General features: G+C 62.8%; 20 protein-coding genes. 8 read left to right on the top strand and 12 right to left on the bottom strand.

Annotated elements, in window-relative coordinates:
* Positions 1 to 125 precede the first annotated feature (125 nt).
* Positions 126 to 1,145 (bottom strand): glycoside hydrolase family 25 protein, encoded by a 1,020-nt coding sequence (locus NKI72_RS29430; RefSeq protein ID WP_352836841.1) that lies wholly within the window; start codon positions 1,143 to 1,145, stop codon positions 126 to 128.
* Positions 1,146 to 1,404: 259 nt separating this feature from the next.
* Here NKI72_RS29430 and NKI72_RS29435 point away from each other — a divergent pair, with 259 nt between their 5' ends.
* On the top strand, positions 1,405 to 2,319 hold the full coding sequence (locus NKI72_RS29435; protein WP_352836838.1) for a hypothetical protein: 915 nt from the start codon (positions 1,405 to 1,407) through the stop codon (positions 2,317 to 2,319).
* A 13-nt stretch (positions 2,320 to 2,332) separates the two neighbouring features.
* On the opposite strand, the gene NKI72_RS29440 is transcribed toward NKI72_RS29435, so the two are convergent.
* From NKI72_RS29440 to NKI72_RS29460, 5 genes are all read right to left on the bottom strand, one after another.
* Positions 2,333 to 2,545, bottom strand: coding sequence for a hypothetical protein (locus tag NKI72_RS29440; RefSeq protein WP_352474035.1), 213 nt, complete (start codon positions 2,543 to 2,545; stop codon positions 2,333 to 2,335).
* Positions 2,546 to 2,663: 118 nt separating this feature from the next.
* Entirely contained in the window at positions 2,664 to 3,062 is a 399-nt protein-coding gene (locus NKI72_RS29445) for a GFA family protein (protein WP_352457758.1), read from the bottom strand.
* Positions 3,063 to 3,258: 196 nt separating this feature from the next.
* On the bottom strand, positions 3,259 to 4,215 hold the full coding sequence (locus NKI72_RS29450; RefSeq protein WP_352782725.1) for an alpha/beta fold hydrolase: 957 nt from the start codon (positions 4,213 to 4,215) through the stop codon (positions 3,259 to 3,261).
* A 24-nt stretch (positions 4,216 to 4,239) separates the two neighbouring features.
* Positions 4,240 to 4,725: an SRPBCC family protein gene (locus tag NKI72_RS29455; protein WP_352541415.1), complete on the bottom strand. Its 486-nt coding sequence runs from the start codon at positions 4,723 to 4,725 to the stop codon at positions 4,240 to 4,242.
* Between the two features lie 121 nt (positions 4,726 to 4,846).
* On the bottom strand, positions 4,847 to 5,095 hold the full coding sequence (locus NKI72_RS29460) for a ParB N-terminal domain-containing protein (protein ID WP_352836836.1): 249 nt from the start codon (positions 5,093 to 5,095) through the stop codon (positions 4,847 to 4,849).
* Positions 5,096 to 5,250: 155 nt separating this feature from the next.
* On the opposite strand from NKI72_RS29460, the gene NKI72_RS29465 reads away from it, so the two are divergent.
* Genes NKI72_RS29465 through NKI72_RS29485 form a run of 5 tightly spaced genes read left to right on the top strand, consistent with a single transcriptional unit; the run spans position 5,251 to position 10,750 of the window.
* Complete coding sequence (locus tag NKI72_RS29465; protein ID WP_352836834.1) at positions 5,251 to 6,891, top strand: N,N-dimethylformamidase beta subunit family domain-containing protein; 1,641 nt, start codon at positions 5,251 to 5,253, stop codon at positions 6,889 to 6,891.
* Between the two features lies 1 nt (position 6,892).
* A complete protein-coding gene (locus NKI72_RS29470; RefSeq protein ID WP_352501606.1) occupies positions 6,893 to 8,260 on the top strand; it encodes an aminotransferase family protein in 1,368 nt (455 codons plus the stop codon).
* Between the two features lie 10 nt (positions 8,261 to 8,270).
* Entirely contained in the window at positions 8,271 to 9,200 is a 930-nt protein-coding gene (gene kce, locus NKI72_RS29475; RefSeq protein ID WP_352851569.1) for a 3,5-dioxohexanoate:acetyl-CoA acetone transferase, read from the top strand.
* A gap of 9 nt (positions 9,201 to 9,209) precedes the next feature.
* Positions 9,210 to 9,722, top strand: coding sequence for a GNAT family N-acetyltransferase (locus tag NKI72_RS29480; RefSeq protein WP_023674747.1), 513 nt, complete (start codon positions 9,210 to 9,212; stop codon positions 9,720 to 9,722).
* Entirely contained in the window at positions 9,719 to 10,750 is a 1,032-nt protein-coding gene (locus tag NKI72_RS29485) for a histone deacetylase family protein (RefSeq protein WP_352836828.1), read from the top strand. Before NKI72_RS29480 ends, NKI72_RS29485 begins: the two co-directional genes overlap by 4 nt.
* 24 nt (positions 10,751 to 10,774) lie before the next feature.
* On the opposite strand, the gene NKI72_RS29490 is transcribed toward NKI72_RS29485, so the two are convergent.
* Positions 10,775 to 12,034: a cysteine desulfurase-like protein gene (locus tag NKI72_RS29490; protein ID WP_352836825.1), complete on the bottom strand. Its 1,260-nt coding sequence runs from the start codon at positions 12,032 to 12,034 to the stop codon at positions 10,775 to 10,777.
* 47 nt (positions 12,035 to 12,081) lie between these two features.
* Positions 12,082 to 13,149: an aldo/keto reductase gene (locus tag NKI72_RS29495; RefSeq protein ID WP_352836822.1), complete on the bottom strand. Its 1,068-nt coding sequence runs from the start codon at positions 13,147 to 13,149 to the stop codon at positions 12,082 to 12,084.
* Positions 13,150 to 13,533: 384 nt separating this feature from the next.
* Here NKI72_RS29495 and NKI72_RS29500 point away from each other — a divergent pair, with 384 nt between their 5' ends.
* Entirely contained in the window at positions 13,534 to 13,698 is a 165-nt protein-coding gene (locus NKI72_RS29500; RefSeq protein WP_023674744.1) for a hypothetical protein, read from the top strand.
* A 45-nt stretch (positions 13,699 to 13,743) separates the two neighbouring features.
* Here the strand turns inward: NKI72_RS29500 and NKI72_RS29505 are convergent, their stop codons facing one another.
* A complete protein-coding gene (locus NKI72_RS29505; RefSeq protein WP_352836847.1) occupies positions 13,744 to 14,250 on the bottom strand; it encodes a DUF1993 domain-containing protein in 507 nt (168 codons plus the stop codon).
* Between the two features lie 123 nt (positions 14,251 to 14,373).
* Between NKI72_RS29505 and NKI72_RS29510 the strand changes: the two genes are divergently transcribed.
* Entirely contained in the window at positions 14,374 to 15,411 is a 1,038-nt protein-coding gene (locus tag NKI72_RS29510) for a DUF1176 domain-containing protein (protein ID WP_352818137.1), read from the top strand.
* On the opposite strand, the gene NKI72_RS29515 is transcribed toward NKI72_RS29510, so the two are convergent.
* The 3 genes from NKI72_RS29515 to NKI72_RS29525 form a co-directional block, all read right to left on the bottom strand.
* Complete coding sequence (locus tag NKI72_RS29515; protein WP_352772732.1) at positions 15,408 to 16,265, bottom strand: alpha/beta hydrolase; 858 nt, start codon at positions 16,263 to 16,265, stop codon at positions 15,408 to 15,410. The genes NKI72_RS29510 and NKI72_RS29515 overlap by 4 nt on opposite strands.
* 92 nt (positions 16,266 to 16,357) lie before the next feature.
* Entirely contained in the window at positions 16,358 to 17,968 is a 1,611-nt protein-coding gene (locus NKI72_RS29520) for an NTP transferase domain-containing protein (protein WP_352836818.1), read from the bottom strand.
* Positions 17,965 to 18,669 carry an XdhC family protein gene (locus NKI72_RS29525; protein ID WP_352684212.1) on the bottom strand — a complete coding sequence of 235 codons (705 nt, stop codon included), beginning with the start codon at positions 18,667 to 18,669 and terminating at the stop codon, positions 17,965 to 17,967. The genes NKI72_RS29520 and NKI72_RS29525 overlap by 4 nt, the downstream gene beginning before the upstream one ends.

The following is an 18,669-nucleotide window of genomic DNA, read 5'->3' on the forward strand; positions in this document are numbered from 1 at the left end:
GCCAGACTCAACTGACCCAGAACACGATCCACCATCGCGAATCTCCCTGCTCCAACCTCACAACAGAATCACTGATCGGCTTCTGTGCAAAGATCCCACATGGGGAGAAGGAAGAAGCTGCCGCGCTACTCCGCCTCGGCCACCATCTGCCTTCCACCAACCCAGTCGCGCCACGCCCTCTCATCACCATGGAACACGTTGAGGTCGATGCGGCCTCTTACGCCGTGCGACAGGCCGGACCCGGAATATTGCCAGAACAGCCATTTGCGGCCGGGATAAACCTTTGACGGGTGCGCCGCCACGGCGCGCAGCCAGAATGGATAATCTGGGAAGGCGCCCCTGAGATTGTCACGGTAGAAGTCAGGCGCGGTGTAGATGATTGGGCGCTGGCCGTAGTAGCGCTCGAGCTTGTCCATGAACACCTGCATCTTCTCCAGCACCTTTTGCCGCGACGGGCGGCGCTTGCAGCTGGATTCGCCGTTCCACTCGACGTCGATCACCGGCGGCAGCGCGCCCTCGACCCTCGGCACATTGCGGATGAACCAGTCGGCCTGCTCGCCGGCGGTGCGGCACCAATAGAAGAAGTGGTACGCGCCGCGCTTGAGGCCGGCGGCTTCGGCACTACGCCAGTTCCTGGTAAACATCGGGTCGAGATGATCGCCGCCGTCGGTCGCCTTGATGTAGGCGAAGTTTGCGCCCTGGGCGCGCAGCTTTTGCCAGTTCACATTGCCCTGCCAGCGCGAAACGTCGACGCCGTGGACGGCAAGGCGCCTCGGCGAGGAGGATTTACCGAAATTGATCGGCTTGGCGTCGCGAAAACCATAGCGCGTGACCGGCTCGGCAAGCATCGCCGGTGCTGCGCGTGTCAGCCGCTTCGGCGGCGCCATCAGCGCGATCACCTCGGCCGGCGGATCGATGCTTTGGTCGGGTACGTCCATCGCGACCTGTTGTTCGTCCTGCTCCTGTTCCGCGAAGGCTGGCGCAGCATCAGTTTTCGCCACGGATGCCACCGGCGCGGGCGGCCGCACAACCGAGCTGGTCGTCTCGCTGGACGGCACTTGCAGCGCATCGACGCCGGATGTCGATGTGCAGCCGGCAAGGCACAGCGCTGCGATCGAAAAGATGACGACGCCTGATAACCGCATCTGGACCTGTACGCAAAACACAACAGACCGAAGGCAGGACAACGCCGCCGGACAAACCAAGCTGGATTCCTAACAAGAAACTACCAACAAAGTTTGAATCGAATTGTTAGGGCTTTGCATCGGGACGTTGGCCCGGACGGAGGTGCGCTATCCCCCAGCGTTCGGCCACGTGGCTGCCTCGCAATCCCGCTTGACAACTCACGGCATGAGATTAGTCTCCATTAATCTTACGGTGTAAGGCCATACTTGGGAGGAAGTCATGCAGCCCGCCGCCTTGTCAGAATTGCAGCCCGTAGCCCCGCCCGAGCCACACTCGCCCGCCATCGGGATCGACGAGATATCTGGCGATCTCAGCCGCACCATCGAACGCGCCGAGGTCGATGCCTGGCTCGACCTCTATCGCGCCGCCCCGGCAGACTTTGCCGCAAGGCAAGGCCTTGCCATCGCCGAAGATGGCGATCTCGTCTGGACCACCTGCACGACGATCCCGTTCATCCATTTCAACTGCGTCAAGAATTTCGGTGTCGATAGCGCAGCCACCGAGAGCCGGCTTGACGCGCTTCTGGCGCATTATCGCGAGGCCGGTATTCTGAGGCCCTGGTTCTACACCAATCCACATACCGAGCCGGCGACGCTCAGCTGCTGGCTCGAGGCGCGCGGCTTGCAGCGTCAGGGCGGCTGGGAACGCATCTTTCGCGACGCCGCGCCATTGCCAGCGGAGCCGCTTTTCCCGACTGAGAACGTCTCGGTCGAGCGGGTGACGCCGGCAACGGCAAGGGAATGGGCTGGGTTCATCGACAGCCAATATCGGTTGCCGACCTCACCGTGGTTGCTGGCGCTGGCCGGCCGACGCGGCTGGCATCATTACATGCTGCGGCGGGACGGCGCGGTGGCGGCGGTGCGCTCGATGTTCATCGGTGCCGACGGCATGGCCTGGAGCGGCATCGACGCGCCGGTTCCCGGCATCATGGCGCCGAGCTTCGACCTCGATGCAATGCTCGGCGAAGCGATGGTGCGCGACGGACTTGCGGGCGGTGCAAAACTGTTCGTCGCCGACATCGAGGCGCCGCAGTCCGAACGCGACGGGCCGGCCTACCGCAACTATGCACGCCTCGGCTTCAAGCTTGCCTATTTCCGCAGCCATTACAGCTATTTGCCGGCAAATTCCGGCTGACCGTTTCAAGACCCTAGCCGCACAGCCACAGCTTGTGGGAGGTCGTGGCCATCAGGTGGGCCGGCGGTACAAAACGATCGTTGACCGCCACATCATCGTCCGCCCGGCGGACTTTTTCCTCGAGCAGCGTACGAAGTTCTGCCGGCTGCACGCGGTCGCGCTCCATCACCAGCTTGATCATCGGATCACTCAAGAGCTCGTCCAGGGTGTTGATGCTGTCGTTCATTCCGTCGCCTCCTCGACTGCCGCCCGCACGCAATAGATAGGCAGCAATGATGGCCCGCCAATGACGCTTTGCCGGCTATCTCGTGTCGCTTCGGATTAAATTTTGTCCAGATTCCACCTCAAGCCGGAGGTGGCGCGCCTTCAAACTGCGGCAGGCCGTCGTCGATCTGCACCCAGGGCTGCTTCGAGGCGGTCCAGATATGCATCTCAGGCCTGAACAACGAGGGATCATCGAGCGAGCCGGTGGTGATGCCGATAATGCCGGCGGAATCGCGCCGGGAAAACATCGTCGTGCCGCAGCGCGGGCAAAAGCCGCGCTTGAGATCGGGCGAGGAATTCACCGTCGCCAGCGGTCCGTCGACCGTCACATCATCGATGCGGAACAGCACGCGCGCATTGAAGGCGGCACCCAGCGCCTTCTGGCACAACCGGCAATGGCAGACGCGCTCATTGATCGGTGCCGCCTCGGCGCGGTAGCGCACCGCGCCGCACAAACACCCGCCCTGATATCTTGCCATCACCCGCGTCCCTGCCCTGTGAGGATAGGCGGCATACCTATCGATAGGCGTGGCAGCGTCAATTGAAAAGCTTTGATGGCGCCATCTATAGCTGTGATGCGGCCAATACACGATTGGCCGATGCGCCGGGCCAAGGCCCCATGGGCGAAATGCCGGCCATCTCGCGGAAGACGGCCGGCAGACAATTGACTGGGCGTCAGTTCGTTTCGTTGACGACCTCGTCCCAGGTCTTGACCTTGGTCTGGCCATTGAGGAACGGCAGCGCGGCAGCTGTCAGTTCCGGCGCGAAGAACACATCGTAGTGGGTGCGGTTCGGCACGATCGCCAGGCGGTTCTGCGACAGGTTCTCGCGCATCCAGCCGGCGTCCTTCAATCCTCCGCCGAGCATCTGGTAGAATTTGATCTCGTGCTCGGGCCGGTACATGTCGCTGTCGCCGAACACCAGCATCACCGGCATTTTCAGCTTCGGCACGTCGGCGGAATAATCGTAGTCCTTGCGCATATAGGCGCCGAGCTGGTCGAGCAGTTTCGGAAAATCCTCCGGATGCGGCGCAACCGCGACGTAGGATTTGTACATCGGCGTGTCCTTCATCATGTCGGCCATCGCCGCGCCGACTTGTGCCTGCTGGCCACGCATCTCCGCGTAGAAGCCGTCCGCGGCGTAGCCGGTCGAGACCAGCACCAGGCGGCGCACCGCTTCAGGCTGCTGCACGGCCATGCGGAAGGCGACGCCGCCACCCAGCGAATAACCCATCACGTCGACCTTGTCGTAGCCGAGCGCCTTGACGATCGCCGCCATGTCGTCGCCCATCGCCTCCAGGCTGAGCGGCCGGTCGCCGAGTGCGGTGCGGCCATGGCCCTGCAGGTCAACGCCGATGACGGTGCGGTTCTCGGTAAGCTTCGGCAGGATCGGCGCGAACATGTCGGTCGTGCCGAGACCGCCATGCAGCAGAAGCAGCGGCTCGCCCTTGCCGTAGACGGCGTAATAATAGTTCAGGCCGTTGATCGGCAGCAGGCCGGATTTTTCCGGCGTCGGCAGTGTTGCGGTTGCGGTCGTCATGGCGGGCTTGGCCTCCTCTGCGTTGATGGTGCCCGGCGCGGCAAATAGCGCGGCGGCCGAGGCGAATATGGCGAAAAATACCGATCTGGACACGTCAGTCTCCCTCTCCCGTTTGCATCAAAGTCGCTTTGCGACCTCCTCAAGCTGTTCGGCGCACTGGCCCCAGCCCTCGTGAAAACCCATTTTCTCGTGCTGTTCACGGTCGGCGACCGACCAATGCGCGACGCGGGCAATGTAGCGGGTCTTGCCCTCGCCCTCGTCCTCGAAGGTCAGCACGACCGTCATGAACGGCTTTTCGGACGGCTCCCACGCCTTCGTATAGGCATCGGTGAAGACGAGCTTTTTGCCCGGTACGACTTCGAGGAAGATGCCTGGATTCGGGAACTCCTTGCCGTCGGGATCGGCCATGACGACAAGGGTGGAGCCACCGGTCCGCACATCCAATTCGGCGCGCGGCGTCATCCACGGCTTCGGCGAGAACCATTGCGTCAACAGCTTTGGCTCGGTCCAGCAGCGATAGACGTTCTCGTGCGGCGCATCGATGATGCGGGCGAGAACCAGCTCGCGATCGGAGTTGGGGGCGATGTCGAGCTTGGTGGTCATGATGTTTCCTCACACGTCGGTTTTGGCTTCCGTGTCTAGGACGAACCGACAAGACGCAAGCCGACACGGTCCGCGAAAAAATCCGCGGGACAGGAGATTCGAACGACGGAAATAAGTGGCTTCAGTGGCGCTTGGCTTGCACCAGATAGGCGTCGATCTCGGTCTCGCCGAGCCACTTGGCCGCTTCCAGCCGATGCAACCCTTCGACCAGGATGTGGCGCTTGCCGTCATGGCGCACCTGGATCGGCATCTTCATGCCGTTTTCCAGAATGTCCTCGGCCAGATAGCGGACGGTCTCGGGATGCAGCGTCTTCTTGCGCGCCGTCGGCACGTAGATATCGTTGACCCTGACCTTTTGCACTCTCAGCATATCGGCTCCCGTGGCGGACAAGGCCGCGTTTTGTGAGATAGTCTGTTTGTCCGGCAACGCCAAGGGAGCGCCCGGCAATGGCTGGCCCGATCGTTTCCAATTGACGCTTGGCCGGCGGATGGCCGAAATGGCGGCCTTCGACCTTAGCGGTGTCCATGAACCACCTGCCGACCGAGTTTCCCGATTTCGGACTGACGCCGGAGCAGCGAGGCCAGGCGGTGCGCAGCCATTACTGGGAATGGCCGGGGATGGATGGCGGGCGCGGCGAAATCTGGTGCTACAGCGACCGTTTTTCCTACCGTCCTGGCGAGATGGTGGCACTGCATGTCAGTTCGACGGCCGTCAGTTTCGGCATCGCGATCATCCGCGACGGCGGCGCGGAAACGACAATGTTCGAAGGGACCGGAATCGCGGCGCGCTGGCAAGATACGCCGGACCAATGTTCGGTCGAAGGCTGCGGCTGGCAAGCGTCGTTCGAGTTTCGCATCGGCGACGACTGGCCGTCCGGCGCCTATCGCGTGACGCTGACAGCAGATGGCCGGGACGGCAAGCCGATCCGCTGCCACCATCTTTTTATCGTCGCGCCACAGCCCGGCAAGAAGCCTGGCCGTGTGCTGCAGGTGGCGGCCACCGGCACCTGGCTCGCCTACAATACGTGGGGCGGTTCCAACCATTACGAAGGCATCACCGGGCCAAGCCGGGACCAATATGCACGAATGGTGTCGACCCAACGGCCGTGGTGCCGCGGCTTCGTCGTGCTGCCCAGGGACGCGCCGCGCGTGCCGCTCGAAGTCGCCGTGCCGCCAAAAACCGTGCCGCGCTATCCGCACATGGAATGGGCCTTTGCTACCGGCCATTCGAAGAAATACGCCTCGTCCGGCTGGGCAAGCTACGACAGCCATTTCTTCCGCTTCGCCGAGCGTGCCGGCTACGCCGTCGATCTCGCCAGCCAGCACGATCTGCATTTTTCGCCCGACATTCTCGACGGCTATGACTGCGTCGTCCTGGTCGGCCACGACGAATATTGGACCTGGGAAATGCGCGATGCGGTCGACACCTATGTCGAGCGCGGCGGTCATGCGGCGCGCTTTGCCGGCAATTTCATGTGGCAGACCAGGCTGGAGGACGAAGGCCGCCGGCAGGTCTGCTACAAATACCGCGCTCGCGCCGAAGACCCGGCCTATCGCGGCGGCGATATAAGGCGCGCCACCAATTCCTGGGAAGCGCCGGAAATCGGCCGGCCGGGTGCCGCGACCTTCGGTCTCAACGCGACAAGAGGCGTCTATGCCGGCTGGGGCGGCTGCGCGCCGCGCGGCGTACGCGGCTTTCCGGTCTACCGGCCGGAGCATTGGGCGTTTGCCGGCACCGGCATCTACTATGGCGATCTGCTCGGCGCCGACAGCCATGTCTATGGCTACGAGGTCGACGGGCTCGATTTCGAGATCCGCGGCGGCCTGCCCTACCCCACGACCACTAGCGGTGCGCCGGACGGCCTGCAGGTGCTCGCGGTCGGCATGGCGAGCCAGGTCGAGGAAAGCGCCGACATTGCGTTCGAGGACCAGTTTCTCGGCGACGAGGACGGACGCTTCACCGCCGAGACGCTGTTCGGCGAGGCAAGCGATGCCAACCTCGACAAGGTCAAACGCGGCAACGGCATGATCGTCAATTTCCCGCGCGGCAAAGGCGAGGTGTTTCACGCCGGAAGCTGCGAATGGGTTGCCGGCCTGCTAAGGCAGGATGCGATTGTCGAGCGCGTCACCAGAAATGTCCTTGACCGCTATCTTGGAAAGCCATGACATGTTGAAGTCTCCTGCCCCGGAAACTCGCGAAGCCTCGCATCTGTTTTATCTATCCAGCCTGCGCCGGCCGATGATCGACCGCGCCGAAGGCATCTACATGTGGACGCAGGATGGCCGCCGCTTCATCGACGGATCGAGCGGTCCGATGGTTGCCAATATCGGCCACTCCAATCGCAACGTGCTCGACGCGATGAAAAGGCAGATGGACCGCGCCACCTTCGCCTACCGTCTGCATTTCGAGAACGAACCGGCAGAGGAGCTCGCGCGGCAGCTGGCGGCCAAACTCCCTGAAGGCATGGACCGCATCTTCTTTGTCTCCGGCGGCTCGGAAGCGACCGAATCCTGCATCAAGCTGGCGCGGCAATGGGCGGTCGCCACCGGCCAGCCCAGCCGTTGGAAGGTGATCTCGCGCTTTCCCTCCTATCATGGCGGCACGCTCGGCGCGCTCGCCGTTACCGGCGACGATGCGCTGTCCGAAACATTTGTGCCGATGATGCAGATGATGCCGACCGTGCCGGCGCCCATCGCCTGGCGCGACCGCGACAATCTTTCGATGGAACAGCGCGGCATCCGCTACGCCGACATGCTGGAGGAAAAGATCCTCGCCGAGGGACCGCAGAGCGTGCTCGCCTTCATCATGGAGCCAGTCGGCGGCGCTGCCACGGCAGCACTGGTGGCGCCCGACAGCTACTATCCGCGCATCCGCGAGATCTGCGATCGCTACGGCATCCTGCTCATCCATGACGAAGTGATGAGCGGTGCCGGCCGCACCGGAAAATTCCTCGGCGGCGACCACTGGAACTGCAAGCCCGACATCGTCGCGCTGTCGAAGGGGCTGGGCTCTGGCTACGCGCCGCTCGGCGCGCTGGCGGCACCGATGCGGCTGGTGCAGCCATTGCTCGCGTCGGGCGGCTTTCAGCACGGCCACACCTACGCCGGCAACCCGCTCGCCTGCGCCGCCGGGCTCGCCGTACTCGGCGAAATGGACCGTCTCGGCCTGATCGCCAATGCGGCTGACATGGGCGAGCTTTTGATGGACGAGTTGAAGCGATTGGCGAAGCGGTTTCCATTCATCGCCGACGTCCGTGGCAAGGGCCTGCTCACCGGTGCCGAGATGCTTGCGGATCCCGACACTCTGAGGCCGATCGAGCCTGCAAAGAAGGCCACCCAGCGGCTGCTCGACCTCGCCTATGAGCGCGGCCTGATCATCTACGGACGCAAGGTCAAGGGCGGCGTCGACGGCGACAATTTCATGGTCGCGCCGCCGATGATCGTCACCGCCGCGCAGATCGGCGAGATCATATCCATCATCGGCGACTCGCTCGAGGTGCTGGCCGGCGAGCTCGACCTGCCGGTCGAAGGCTGAGAGGCGAACCATGGCGTCGCGAAAAGTCATCATCACCTGCGCCGTCACCGGGTCGGTACACACCCCGTCGATGTCGCCGCATCTGCCCGTGACGCCGGACCAGATCGCCGCAGACGCGATCGCCGCCGCCGAGGCCGGCGCTTCGATCCTGCATCTTCATGCCCGCGACCCTAGGGATGGGCGGCCGACCGCCGACCCCGAGGTGTTCATGCAGTTCCTGCCGCGCATCAAGCAGGCGACCGACGCGGTGATCAACATCACCACCGGCGGATCGTCGCTGATGACGCTCGACCAGCGGCTGGCCGCGCCGCTCAGGGCCGAGCCGGAAATGTGTTCGCTCAATATGGGTTCGATGAATTTTGCGCTATTCCCGATGCTCGAGCGGCCGCGAGAATGGCAGCACGAATGGGAGCCGAAGCTGCTCGAGGCTACCCGTGACACGATCTTCAAGAACACCTTTGCCGATATGGAGACGGTGCTGGAAAAGCTTGGGCGCGGCTGTGGCACGCGTTTCGAATTCGAGTGCTACGATGTCGGCCATCTCTATTCGCTTGCGCATTTCCGCGACCGCGGGCTGGTGTCGGGACCATTGTTCATCCAATTCGTGCTCGGCATATTGGGTGGTATCGGCGCCGATCCAGAAAACCTGATCCACATGAAGCGCATCGCCGACAAACTGTTCGGCGACAGCTACCAGTTTTCCGTGCTGGCGGCCGGACGCCACCAGATGCCGATGATCTCGATTGCGGCGGCGATGGGCGGCAATGTCCGCGTCGGGCTGGAGGACAGCCTCTACGACGGGCGCCAGCTCGCCAAGTCCAGTGCCGACCAGGTCCGCCGGATCCGCGGCGTGCTCGAAGGGCTGTCGCTGGACGTCGCAACGCCGGCCGAGGCACGGCAGATGCTGGCGCTCAAGGGCGGCGACCGCGTGGCGTTCTGAGATGCGGCCGTGACCAACCCACCGTCAAGAGACATTGTCATCCGCCCCGGCCGGGTCGAGGACGTCGAAACCATCCACGCCGCGCTCCTACGGCTCGGCGCGCATGTCGGCGCACATCAGGAGATCACCTCGACAGCTCAGGATCTCCGCACCTATGGCTTTGGCGAAAAGCCTGCCTTCTCGACCTTGATCGCCGAAGTCGGTGGCGAATTTGCCGGGCTTTGCCTGTATTTTCCGATCTTCTCGACATGGATGGGACGGCCCGGCGTCTATGTGCAGGACCTCTATGTCGAGGACCGTTTTCGTGGCCGCAGGATCGGCGAGCGCCTGCTGCGCCGGGTGGCGGCGCAGTGCCGGAAGGCAGGCGGCGTCTATCTCAGGCTGTCCGTCGACACCGACAACAAGACCGCCAAGGCTTTTTACGAACGGTTAGGCATTGGCTGGTCGAGCTACGAGCAGGTGCAGAAGATCGTCGGCGACGCCTTTTTCGCCTTTGCCGATGCACCGGAGGAGCCAACATGAAAGCCTTCTATGCCGAAGAACAGAAGCGCCACTACCCGAAGGCGTTCCTCTCAAGCGGCGCGCCGCAGCCCAATCCGGAAAAGCCGGAACGGGTCGAGCGATTGTTAGCCGGCACCAAGGCTGCCGGCTGCACGATCGAACGGCCGCGGGATCACGGGCTCGGCCCGATTGCGGCGGTGCATACGCCGGAATATCTCGATTTTCTCCAGCATATCTTCGCCCGCTGGCAGCGCATCGAGGGCGCCTCGGCCGAGGTCATCCCCAATATCCATCCGATCGCGCGGAACGGCTCCTATCCGGCCTCGGCGGTCGGCCAGGCCGGCTACCACATGGCCGACACCGCCTGCCCGATCTCCGGCGAGACGTGGCAGAGCGCGCTTTGGAGCGCCTGGAGCGCGGTTGAAACCGCCGAGGCGGTGATGTCGGGAGCGCCGGCCGCCTATGCGCTGTGCCGGCCGCCCGGCCATCACGCCTTTGCCGATGTCGCCGGCGGCTTCTGCTTCATCAACAATTCGGCCGTCGCTGCACAGGTTCTGCGCAAGCAGGCGGCGCGGGTGGCGATCCTCGATGTCGACCTGCACCACGGCAACGGCACGCAAGGCATCTTCTATGCCCGGCCGGACGTGCTCACCGTGTCGCTGCATGCCGACCCGGTGCGCTTCTACCCGTTTTTCTGGGGCTATGGCGACGAGCGCGGCGAAGGCGCCGGCCTCGGCTACAATCTCAACCTGCCGCTGCCGCGCAAATCCGGCGATGCAGCGTTCCTCGAAGCGCTGGAGGCATCGTTCCAGCGCATCAACACCTTCTCGCCCGATGCGCTTGTGGTGGCGCTGGGGCTAGATGCCTTCGAAGGCGATCCGTTCGGCGGGCTGTCGGTGAGCACGCCTGGTTTTTCGCGCATTGGCGAGGTGATCGCCGGGCTCGGCCTGCCAACGGTCATCGTCCAGGAAGGCGGCTATCTCTGCGACGAGCTCGGCGACAATCTCACCGCCTTCCTCACCGGTTTTGGCGGCGCCCACAAGCGATGATCCGCCCGCGAGGGCCGCTCAGGATCATTCCTGCCTCAGCATGGCGACAACGCGGTGCACGCTCTCCAGCGTCGCGTCGATTTCGGCTGAAGTGTTGTAATGAGCGATGCCGATGCGCACCACGCCCTGCTCGGCCGGAATGCCGAGCTGGTGGACGATCTCCCAGGCGTAGTTGTGGCCGGACCACAGGAAGATGTTTTCCGCATTCATCTGCCGCACGATCGTCTCCGGCACGATGCCCTCGACGGTGAACGACACCGTCGGCACGCGCTCATTGATCCGCTTGGGATCGGTGATGCCGTGGATGGTCAGGCCGGCAATATCCGACAAGCCATCGATCAGTTGTCGCGTCAGCGGGTTCTCGTAAGCGATTGAAACTTCGAAGGCCTTGGCGATTTTCAGCCGACGCGATCCTTGCGCGCCGGCTGCCGCGCCCAACTCGGCAAAATAATCGACAGCTGCCGACAGGCCGGCCATCAATTCAATCTGCGGCGTGCCGAGCTCGAAGCGCTCCGGCAAAGCATTGGACGAGCAACGGCATTTATACGGCTTAAGCGCATCGATAACGTCCAGCCTGCCCCACAAAATCCCCATATGCGGGCCGAAGAACTTGTAAGCCGAGCAGATCAGGAAATCGCAGCCGAGGTTTTGGACGTCGATCAGGCCATGCGGCGCGAACTGGACGGCATCGACGTAGACCAACGCACCAGCCCGCCTGGCGATGCCGGTCAACGCCTTCACCCGGTTGATCGACCCGGTGAGATTGCTGGCGTAGTTGAGCGCGACGAGCCGCGTCCTCTCGGAAAGCAGCGCGGCGAGCGCCGCCTCTTCGATCTGCCAGCTCTGCTGGTCGAAGGGCAGCCAGCGCACGACAAGGCCAAGGTCTTCTGCCAGTTGCAGCCAAGGCGAGACGTTGCCCTCATGGTCCATGCGGGTGAGGATGATCTCGTCCCCGGGCTTCATCGTGCGGCCGAGCGTTCGCGACATGTGGTAGGTCAATGTCGTCATGTTGGCACCGATGATAATTTCCTGCGGGCTCGCAGCGCCGAGAAAATCCGCCATCGCCAGATGGGCCTCGTCCACGATGTTTTGTGCGGCAACGGTGGTGTCGAAGAAGCCGCCGAGGTTGGCATTCGTGGTCAGCAAGCAACGCGATACTGCGTCCGCCACCGACTGCGGCACCTGCGTGCCGGCAGGATTGTCGAGATAGATGCGCCGGCGGCCCTTGTCGGTCAGCGACAAGGCCGGAAATTTCGCGCGCACCGCGTCGATCCGGAAGTCCATGGCTGTTCCCCCTCCTTATGACGATCGGACAACCACGTCCCGACGCATCAAGGGCACGGATTGCCAACGCGCTGGTGGATCGCATCAACGGCTTTCTGCATGTCCTCGGTCCAGACCACGTCGGCGGAAGAGAGCGCCATTTCGAGTTGCGAAATGGTGGTGGCGCCGATGATGTTCGAGGTGACCAAGGGCCGGTTCGAGACATAGGCATTGGCAAACAGCGCCGGCTCCATGCCGAATGTGCGCGCCAATCGGTTGTATTCGAGCTGCACCTCGGCAGCATTCGGAGTCTCGTAGCGCTGGCCGCGGTTGAACAACTGCGAGCGCGAGCCCTGCGGCCGCGCGCCATGATCGTATTTGCCGGTTAAATAGCCTTGCGCCAGCGGCGAATAGGCAAGCAGCGACACCTGCTCGCGCTCGCAGACTTCGGCAAGGTTCACCTCGAAGGTGCGGTTGACGAAATTATAGGCGTTCTGCACGGAGGCGACGCGCGGACCGAGGCCCTTGTCGGCTTCGCCAATGAAACGCATGACGCCCCAGGAATTCTCGTTCGACAGGCCGAAATGGCGGATCTTGCCGGCCTTCACCAGTTCATCGAACACGGCAAGCGTCTCGGCGATCGGCGTCTCGCCCTCCGGCACGCCGGCGGCATCGGAGCGTCGCGGCACGGCGCCGATCCGGTTCGGATTGGCGCCCCACGGCACGTCGCGTTCCGGCCAATGGATCTGATAGAGGTCGATGTAATCGGTGTTGAGCCTGGCCAGCGATTTCTCGACTGCGTCGAAGATATCGGCGCGCACCAGCTTAGACGGGCGGTCGCCCCGAAACCAGGTGTTGGCGGTGCGACCAACTACCTTCGAGGCGATGATCACCTGGTCGCGATTGCGCTTCTCCTTCATCCAATTGCCGATGAATGTCTCGGTACGGCCTTGTGTCTCCGCCTTGGGCGGGATCGGATAGAGTTCGGCGGTGTCGATGAAATTGACGCCGCGAGCAAACGCCAGATCCATCTGAGCGTGACCGTCCGCCTCGGTGTTCTGCTGGCCCCAGGTCATCGATCCGAGGCAGATTTGCGACACGAAAAGATCGGTCTGGCCGAGACGGCGTTTGTGCATGGAGTTTCTCCGGCGGGAATTTTGCGCGGCTGCGCGAGGAGGAAGCAATAGCATACAGGAAAGCGTCGCCCGCTTCCAAGCCCACGGATGGAAGGTCAGACGACTTTCCCGGGACGCCGGCGGACAGGGTTTATCCCTGCGGCTAATAAAAAGCCGGACTGCATTTTCATGCAGTCCGGAAGTTCGCCAGGAATGGCGAGGAAAAAACCGGCCAAGTGCCGGCATAGACGCCTACGGTCAAAGCGCCGCAGAAGTTTCGCCGGACCAGCCGAATTATGTCAAAAAAGATCAGGGCAGCATGGCTGCCATGCGAATGCTGCACTGCACAATCGTCATGATCTGCTTATATTGACCGCCTTGGAGGTTCAATAAGGGGCTTGAATCATGGGATTCTTCACTGAAATGTTCGCTCGTCCGCGTCCGCGGGAACAGCTGCGCTATCGAGCGGCGCTGGCGCTGCTCCATTCGATGAGCAATGCCGATCGCGCCGATATCGGCGTCAAGCCGGCCGATTTCCCGCGCATCGCCCGGGAAATGTCCCTGCGCTAAACAACTGTGAGATATCCGCCGTGGCGGATATCTCCCGAGCGGATCTCAACGCGATCCGAGGAAGATCGACTTGCCCAATGGCACGCCGTTGTGGCGCAGGATGTCGTAGGCGGTGGTCAGGTGGAAATAGAAATTGGGCATGGCGGCATGCAGTAGATACTGCATCCCCGGCATCGAAACGTCGCGTCCCGCAAGCCGCAGTTCGACTATCCTGTCATCTGAACCATCGAATTCGGCCGCCGAAAATGTCGCGAGATAATCGAGCGTCTTGGTAAGGCGGGCCTGCAGATCAGCGAAGTTCGCCTCATTGTCCTCGTATTTTGGCACCTCGCGTCCCGCAAGCCGTGACGGGGCGCCTTTGGCGTGATCGGTGGCAATCTGTACCTGCCTGGTCAGGGCAAACATGTCCGGCGCCAGCCTCGCCGTCAGATACACCTGCGGATCAATCTTGCGATCAGCCGCATTTTGCTCGGCAATGTTCAGCACATTGGCTAGTGCCTTCAGCCTCGCCGAAAATACCGGCACGGATGCTTCATACATTGATATGGTCACAAGAAATCTCCACGCGGCCCGACTGCCGAGGGCGAGAGGTAGCGCCTTCGCAGGCGATTGTTCAAGCGTCACCACGTCGCCGCAATCGATATGATAGGATTTTTCATCGAGTGGAGGTTCCCGATGAGACGCGCCCTTTTTGCAGCGACCGCTTTTGTGTCTCTTGCCATTGCCGGCCAATCGGCGCTCGCCGCAGACGCGCCTTATATCGATGACAGGTCGAATGCCGAAGCGGTCATCCGGTCACTTTATAGTGCCATCAGCCGGCACGAATTCGCGCGCGCCTGGGATTATTTCGGCGACACCAAGCCGGCCAAGGATTTCAATTCCTTCGTCAAAGGCTATGACAGCACGGACACGGTCGAAGTCAAAACCGGTGGCGTATCCGAAGACGGGGCTGCCGGCAGCATCTACTATAGCGTTCCGGTCGCCATCCGGGCGACGGCCAAGGACGGCAGCGAAAATGTCTTTGCCGGCTGCTATACGCTGCGCCAGATCAACGCCTCGATCCAGGAACCGCCATTTCGCTCGATCTTCATCGATAAGGGTGCGCTGAAACCCTCAAAGGCCGATTTCGAGGATGCGGTGCCGGCAAGCTGCGGCGAAGGACCGCCGCCGCCGAAGAAGGACGCAGCGCTTGAGCAAGCCAAAAAGGCGTTTGCCGCGACTTATGGCGACCAGTGTGACAAGGATCTTTTGGCGCAGGAGCCGGACATTTTCTCGATCCACTATAAGGGCAAGGATGCGTCTGCCAGTGATCCCGAAAGCGAAACGCGGCTTTTCCATTTCGCCTGCTCGGCCGCGGCCTACAACGAAAACTCGATCTATTACATGAGCGACGACGTGCTTGGCGTGAGACAATTGCAGTTCGCCGAACCTGAGATGGACATCCGCTACGAGAACAATGACAGCGACGGCAAATTGCTGGGCATGACCATAGTTGGCTTCCAGACCTCCGGCTGGGCAACTAATTCCGATTACGACGAAGAGACCAAGACGATCACCAGCTTCAACAAATGGCGTGGCATCGGCGATGCCTCTTCATCAGGGACCTATCTGTTTCGCAACGGCGATTTTTCCCTGGTCCAGTACGATGTCGACGCGTCTTATGACGGCGAGGAAAATCCGCAGACGGTCGTCGACTACAATACCGCGCCTTAGGGAGCCTTCGACAACATCCAATTGAGCGTGCCGCGCCAGTCGGTCATGCGGATAGGGGTGCCATGCGTGCCGGTCTCGAAGCGGACGAAGCGGGTCGGATAGGCTTTCGATTTGGCCAGAATCGATCGGAAGAAGGCTTCCTGTTTCTCGATTGGAAACACCGGGTCCTTGCTGCCCTGGCCGAAGAAGACCGGCACACGACGCTTGAAGGCGGGGCTTGAGAAGAAACTCTCGTCCCATAGCGAGCCGAGCAGCAGCAGCCCGTCGATGCGCCCGCCGGTGTCATGGCGGGCGGCCAGCTTCCAGCATATTGAGCCGCCCATCGAGCCGCAGGCGACGAAGATTTTTGCGCTCGGCGATTGTTCGGCATAGTGGTTGATCAGCGCGGCGATCTGGGTGGCACCGGTGTCGCCGAAATCGGAAAAATCCGGCGACAGATAGAGGCCGCCATTGCCGGCCATCAGGTTCTTGATGCGGTTGAAATTGCCGCCGAAGGTGAAGTCGTCGCTGCCCTGCTTACGGCTGCCGCCCTGCCCGTGCAGATAAAGCACGATGATGCTGGCGCCCCCGGTCTTGCCGACGGCAATGTGGCGGACATCGCCTGCATCGGTCGGCAGCAAGAGATCCTGCTGCACCTTACGCACGCCGGTGTCGGTGTATTGCGCGTGTACACGACGCTCAGGCACTTCGTCACGAGCGTTGATGTCGCGCAGCTCACGATAATCGACAACCGTATAGGCGCCGTTGCTCTCGGACGAGAGCGTGCCCGGGTAGGCGAACAGATCGTCCTTGAAGGGTTTGAGTTCGAGAGCATTGGCGTAGGCGGCACAAGAGAGCGACAAAAGAATCGCCATCAGCAGGGCCGGGAGGCCGGAGGAAGGCAAGCGGAACCGGAAGCAGGAACGAAAGGCCATCCCTCAGCCATGCGTTTTTCGGCTTCGGTTTGTCAATCCTGCAGCACGCCGCCGGCGCCTTCCAGCGCCTCGCGCGTGTCGACGTCGACGGCTGCCCCTTCGCCGATCTCGACATCGATGACATCGAGCCCTTCGGCCTCGACCAGATGGCGGGCGCCGGTATCGCCTTCGAGGTGAGCGATCGCGGCAAACAGCGAACGCGGCAGCAGCACCGGATTGCCGCGCCGCCCGTCGTGCGAGGCCCGCACCACCGATCGGCCTTCGGACCTGCGGAACGCCTCAATCAGCCTGTCGAGGTCGGCCGACGCGACGCCAGGCATATCGCCGAGGACAATCATGGCGCCGGCGGCGTCGCCGGAAATCTTGGCGATGCCGGCCTTCAGCGATGAAGACAGACCCTCGCCGAAATCCGGATTGTCGGCGAGGGTCACATCGAGGCCAGACAGTGCATCGCGCACGCGCTCGCGCTGGTGGCCAGTGACGACGATAGTGGCCCCGGCTTTCGAACCGACCGCGCGTTCGGCAGTGCGACGGACCAGCGGCTTGCCATCGAAGAGCGCCAACAGCTTGTTCGGCCCGCCCATGCGGCTGGAGCGGCCGGCGGCCAGAAGCACGATCTCGACCTTTGGTTCGGCTTTGGCCGGCAATGGCTCGCGCGGCTGCGGCCGCGTCGGAATTTCCATCAACAGCCCGCCGACACCCATGCCGGCAATATCCCTGGCGGTCACGTCGAGACCGGCGATCAGCCGGTCAAGCACCCAGTCGAAGCCGTTCTCCTTGGGACTGCGGGCGCAGCCCGGCGCACCGATGATGCGCTTCCCGCCTAGAGTGCCTAGCACCAGCAGATTGCCGGGATCCACCGGCATGCCGGCGCGGATGACAGTGCCGCCTGCCTTTTCGATAGCAGCGGGAACGACGTCGCCGAAATCGGCCATCGCCGAGGCGCCGAAGATAACCACCATATCGTTGTCGCGGATCAGCGAGGCCGCAGCCTCGGCGACGGGGATAATTTCATGCAGGGTTCGACGCTCCGCCGTCAGCCTGCCGCCCGAACGCGTCAGGCGCGCTTCGGTGACGCGCAGCGTCTTGTCGAGCACGCTGGGTTTGATGCCGGGCAGCACCGTCTGGATGACGCCGACGCGCACCGGCTGATAGGCGTTGACCGCAAATATCTCGCCGCCGGCGCAGATCCTTGCCACGGCATCGACCAAAGCGGAGGCGACCGCAAATGGGATGATCTTCACCGTTGCTACCATCTGACCTTTTTCGACCGGCGCATGCTGCGCGAGCGTGGCGATGGTGATCGTCGGATCGACGGCGTTGATGGCGTTGATCATCGCCGCGTCGACGGTGAACATGCCGGCAGCCTGCGCGTGGAGGTTGACCCTACCTGTCGCGGCGGGCTTCGCCTCGATGTTGCGATGGATCATGGATGCGGCAATCTTGTCGGCGGCGACGTCCTCGCTGAGATCATCGGGCGCCAACACCGCCGCTACGACCTCGGAAATGCCAGCGGCCTTCAACAGGGACACATCCCCGGCGCTTAGCCTGTGCGCCTTGCGGAAGCGGCGCTCTCCGACTGTGGTGGCGTGCGCAAGCACTGCCCCTTCGGCCGTATCGATCGCAACGGGACCAAATTTCACGCGACCGCGCCTTTGGATTCGAGGCCGCGGGAGCGAAAGGCGTGGATCGCTTGCGCCAACACCGCGACGGCGATCTCGGCCGGGCTGGCAGCCCCAATGTCGAGGCCGATCGGGGCATGAATGCGGGCGATCTGGTCGGCGGTCGCTCCCGAAGCCAGCAGGCGTTCCACACGTTTGGCGTGGGTCTTGCGGCTGCCGAGCGCGCCGACATAGAAGCAGCCGGCGTCGAGCGCCGCCTTCAGCGCGAAATCGTCGATCTTCGGATCGTGGGTGAGAGCGGCCAGCGCCGTATAGCTATCGAGCGGCTGACGCGTTAGCACATCCTCTGGCCATTCGGCATGCAGCGCGATATCGGGAAAACGATCGGGCGTGGCAAAGGCCGTGCGCGGATCGATGATCTCGACAGGATAGCCGGCGATCCTGGCCATCGGTGCCAGCGCCTGGCTGATGTGGACGGCGCCGATCACCACCAGGCGCGGCTGCGGCAGATGTGCGTTGAGGAAGAAGGTCCGTCCCTCAGCTTCGACCGAACCGGAATTGCCCGTGCGAAATGCCTTGGCGATGGCCGCCCCGAGTTCGCCGGCTACCCGGTCGCCCTCGCGCACGACACGGTCGCGGCCGTCGCCGAGATCGGTGACCAGGATTGCCGCGCGGCGGGCGCGGCGTTCGGCGTTGAGTGTCTTCAGCGCATAGGGATCCAT

It is taken from the genome of Mesorhizobium sp. M0437 (genome assembly GCF_040321335.1).
GTDB lineage: Bacteria > Pseudomonadota > Alphaproteobacteria > Rhizobiales > Rhizobiaceae > Mesorhizobium.

What these genes read in the sequence shown, in the direction of transcription:
- NKI72_RS29430 (WP_352836841.1), bottom strand. Translation starts at nt 1,145, where the DNA reads ATGCGGTTATCAGGCGTCGTCATCTTTTCGATCGCAGCGCTGTGCCTT.
- NKI72_RS29435 (WP_352836838.1), top strand. Translation starts at nt 1,405, where the DNA reads ATGCAGCCCGCCGCCTTGTCAGAATTGCAGCCCGTAGCCCCGCCCGAG.
- NKI72_RS29440 (WP_352474035.1), bottom strand. Translation starts at nt 2,545, where the DNA reads ATGAACGACAGCATCAACACCCTGGACGAGCTCTTGAGTGATCCGATG.
- NKI72_RS29445 (WP_352457758.1), bottom strand. Translation starts at nt 3,062, where the DNA reads ATGGCAAGATATCAGGGCGGGTGTTTGTGCGGCGCGGTGCGCTACCGC.
- NKI72_RS29455 (WP_352541415.1), bottom strand. Translation starts at nt 4,725, where the DNA reads ATGACCACCAAGCTCGACATCGCCCCCAACTCCGATCGCGAGCTGGTT.
- NKI72_RS29460 (WP_352836836.1), bottom strand. Translation starts at nt 5,095, where the DNA reads ATGCTGAGAGTGCAAAAGGTCAGGGTCAACGATATCTACGTGCCGACG.
- NKI72_RS29465 (WP_352836834.1), top strand. Translation starts at nt 5,251, where the DNA reads ATGAACCACCTGCCGACCGAGTTTCCCGATTTCGGACTGACGCCGGAG.
- NKI72_RS29470 (WP_352501606.1), top strand. Translation starts at nt 6,893, where the DNA reads ATGTTGAAGTCTCCTGCCCCGGAAACTCGCGAAGCCTCGCATCTGTTT.
- kce (WP_352851569.1), top strand. Translation starts at nt 8,271, where the DNA reads ATGGCGTCGCGAAAAGTCATCATCACCTGCGCCGTCACCGGGTCGGTA.
- NKI72_RS29485 (WP_352836828.1), top strand. Translation starts at nt 9,719, where the DNA reads ATGAAAGCCTTCTATGCCGAAGAACAGAAGCGCCACTACCCGAAGGCG.
- NKI72_RS29490 (WP_352836825.1), bottom strand. Translation starts at nt 12,034, where the DNA reads ATGGACTTCCGGATCGACGCGGTGCGCGCGAAATTTCCGGCCTTGTCG.
- NKI72_RS29495 (WP_352836822.1), bottom strand. Translation starts at nt 13,149, where the DNA reads ATGCACAAACGCCGTCTCGGCCAGACCGATCTTTTCGTGTCGCAAATC.
- NKI72_RS29500 (WP_023674744.1), top strand. Translation starts at nt 13,534, where the DNA reads ATGGGATTCTTCACTGAAATGTTCGCTCGTCCGCGTCCGCGGGAACAG.
- NKI72_RS29510 (WP_352818137.1), top strand. Translation starts at nt 14,374, where the DNA reads ATGAGACGCGCCCTTTTTGCAGCGACCGCTTTTGTGTCTCTTGCCATT.
- NKI72_RS29515 (WP_352772732.1), bottom strand. Translation starts at nt 16,265, where the DNA reads ATGGCGATTCTTTTGTCGCTCTCTTGTGCCGCCTACGCCAATGCTCTC.
- NKI72_RS29525 (WP_352684212.1), bottom strand. Translation starts at nt 18,669, where the DNA reads ATGGATCCCTATGCGCTGAAGACACTCAACGCCGAACGCCGCGCCCGC.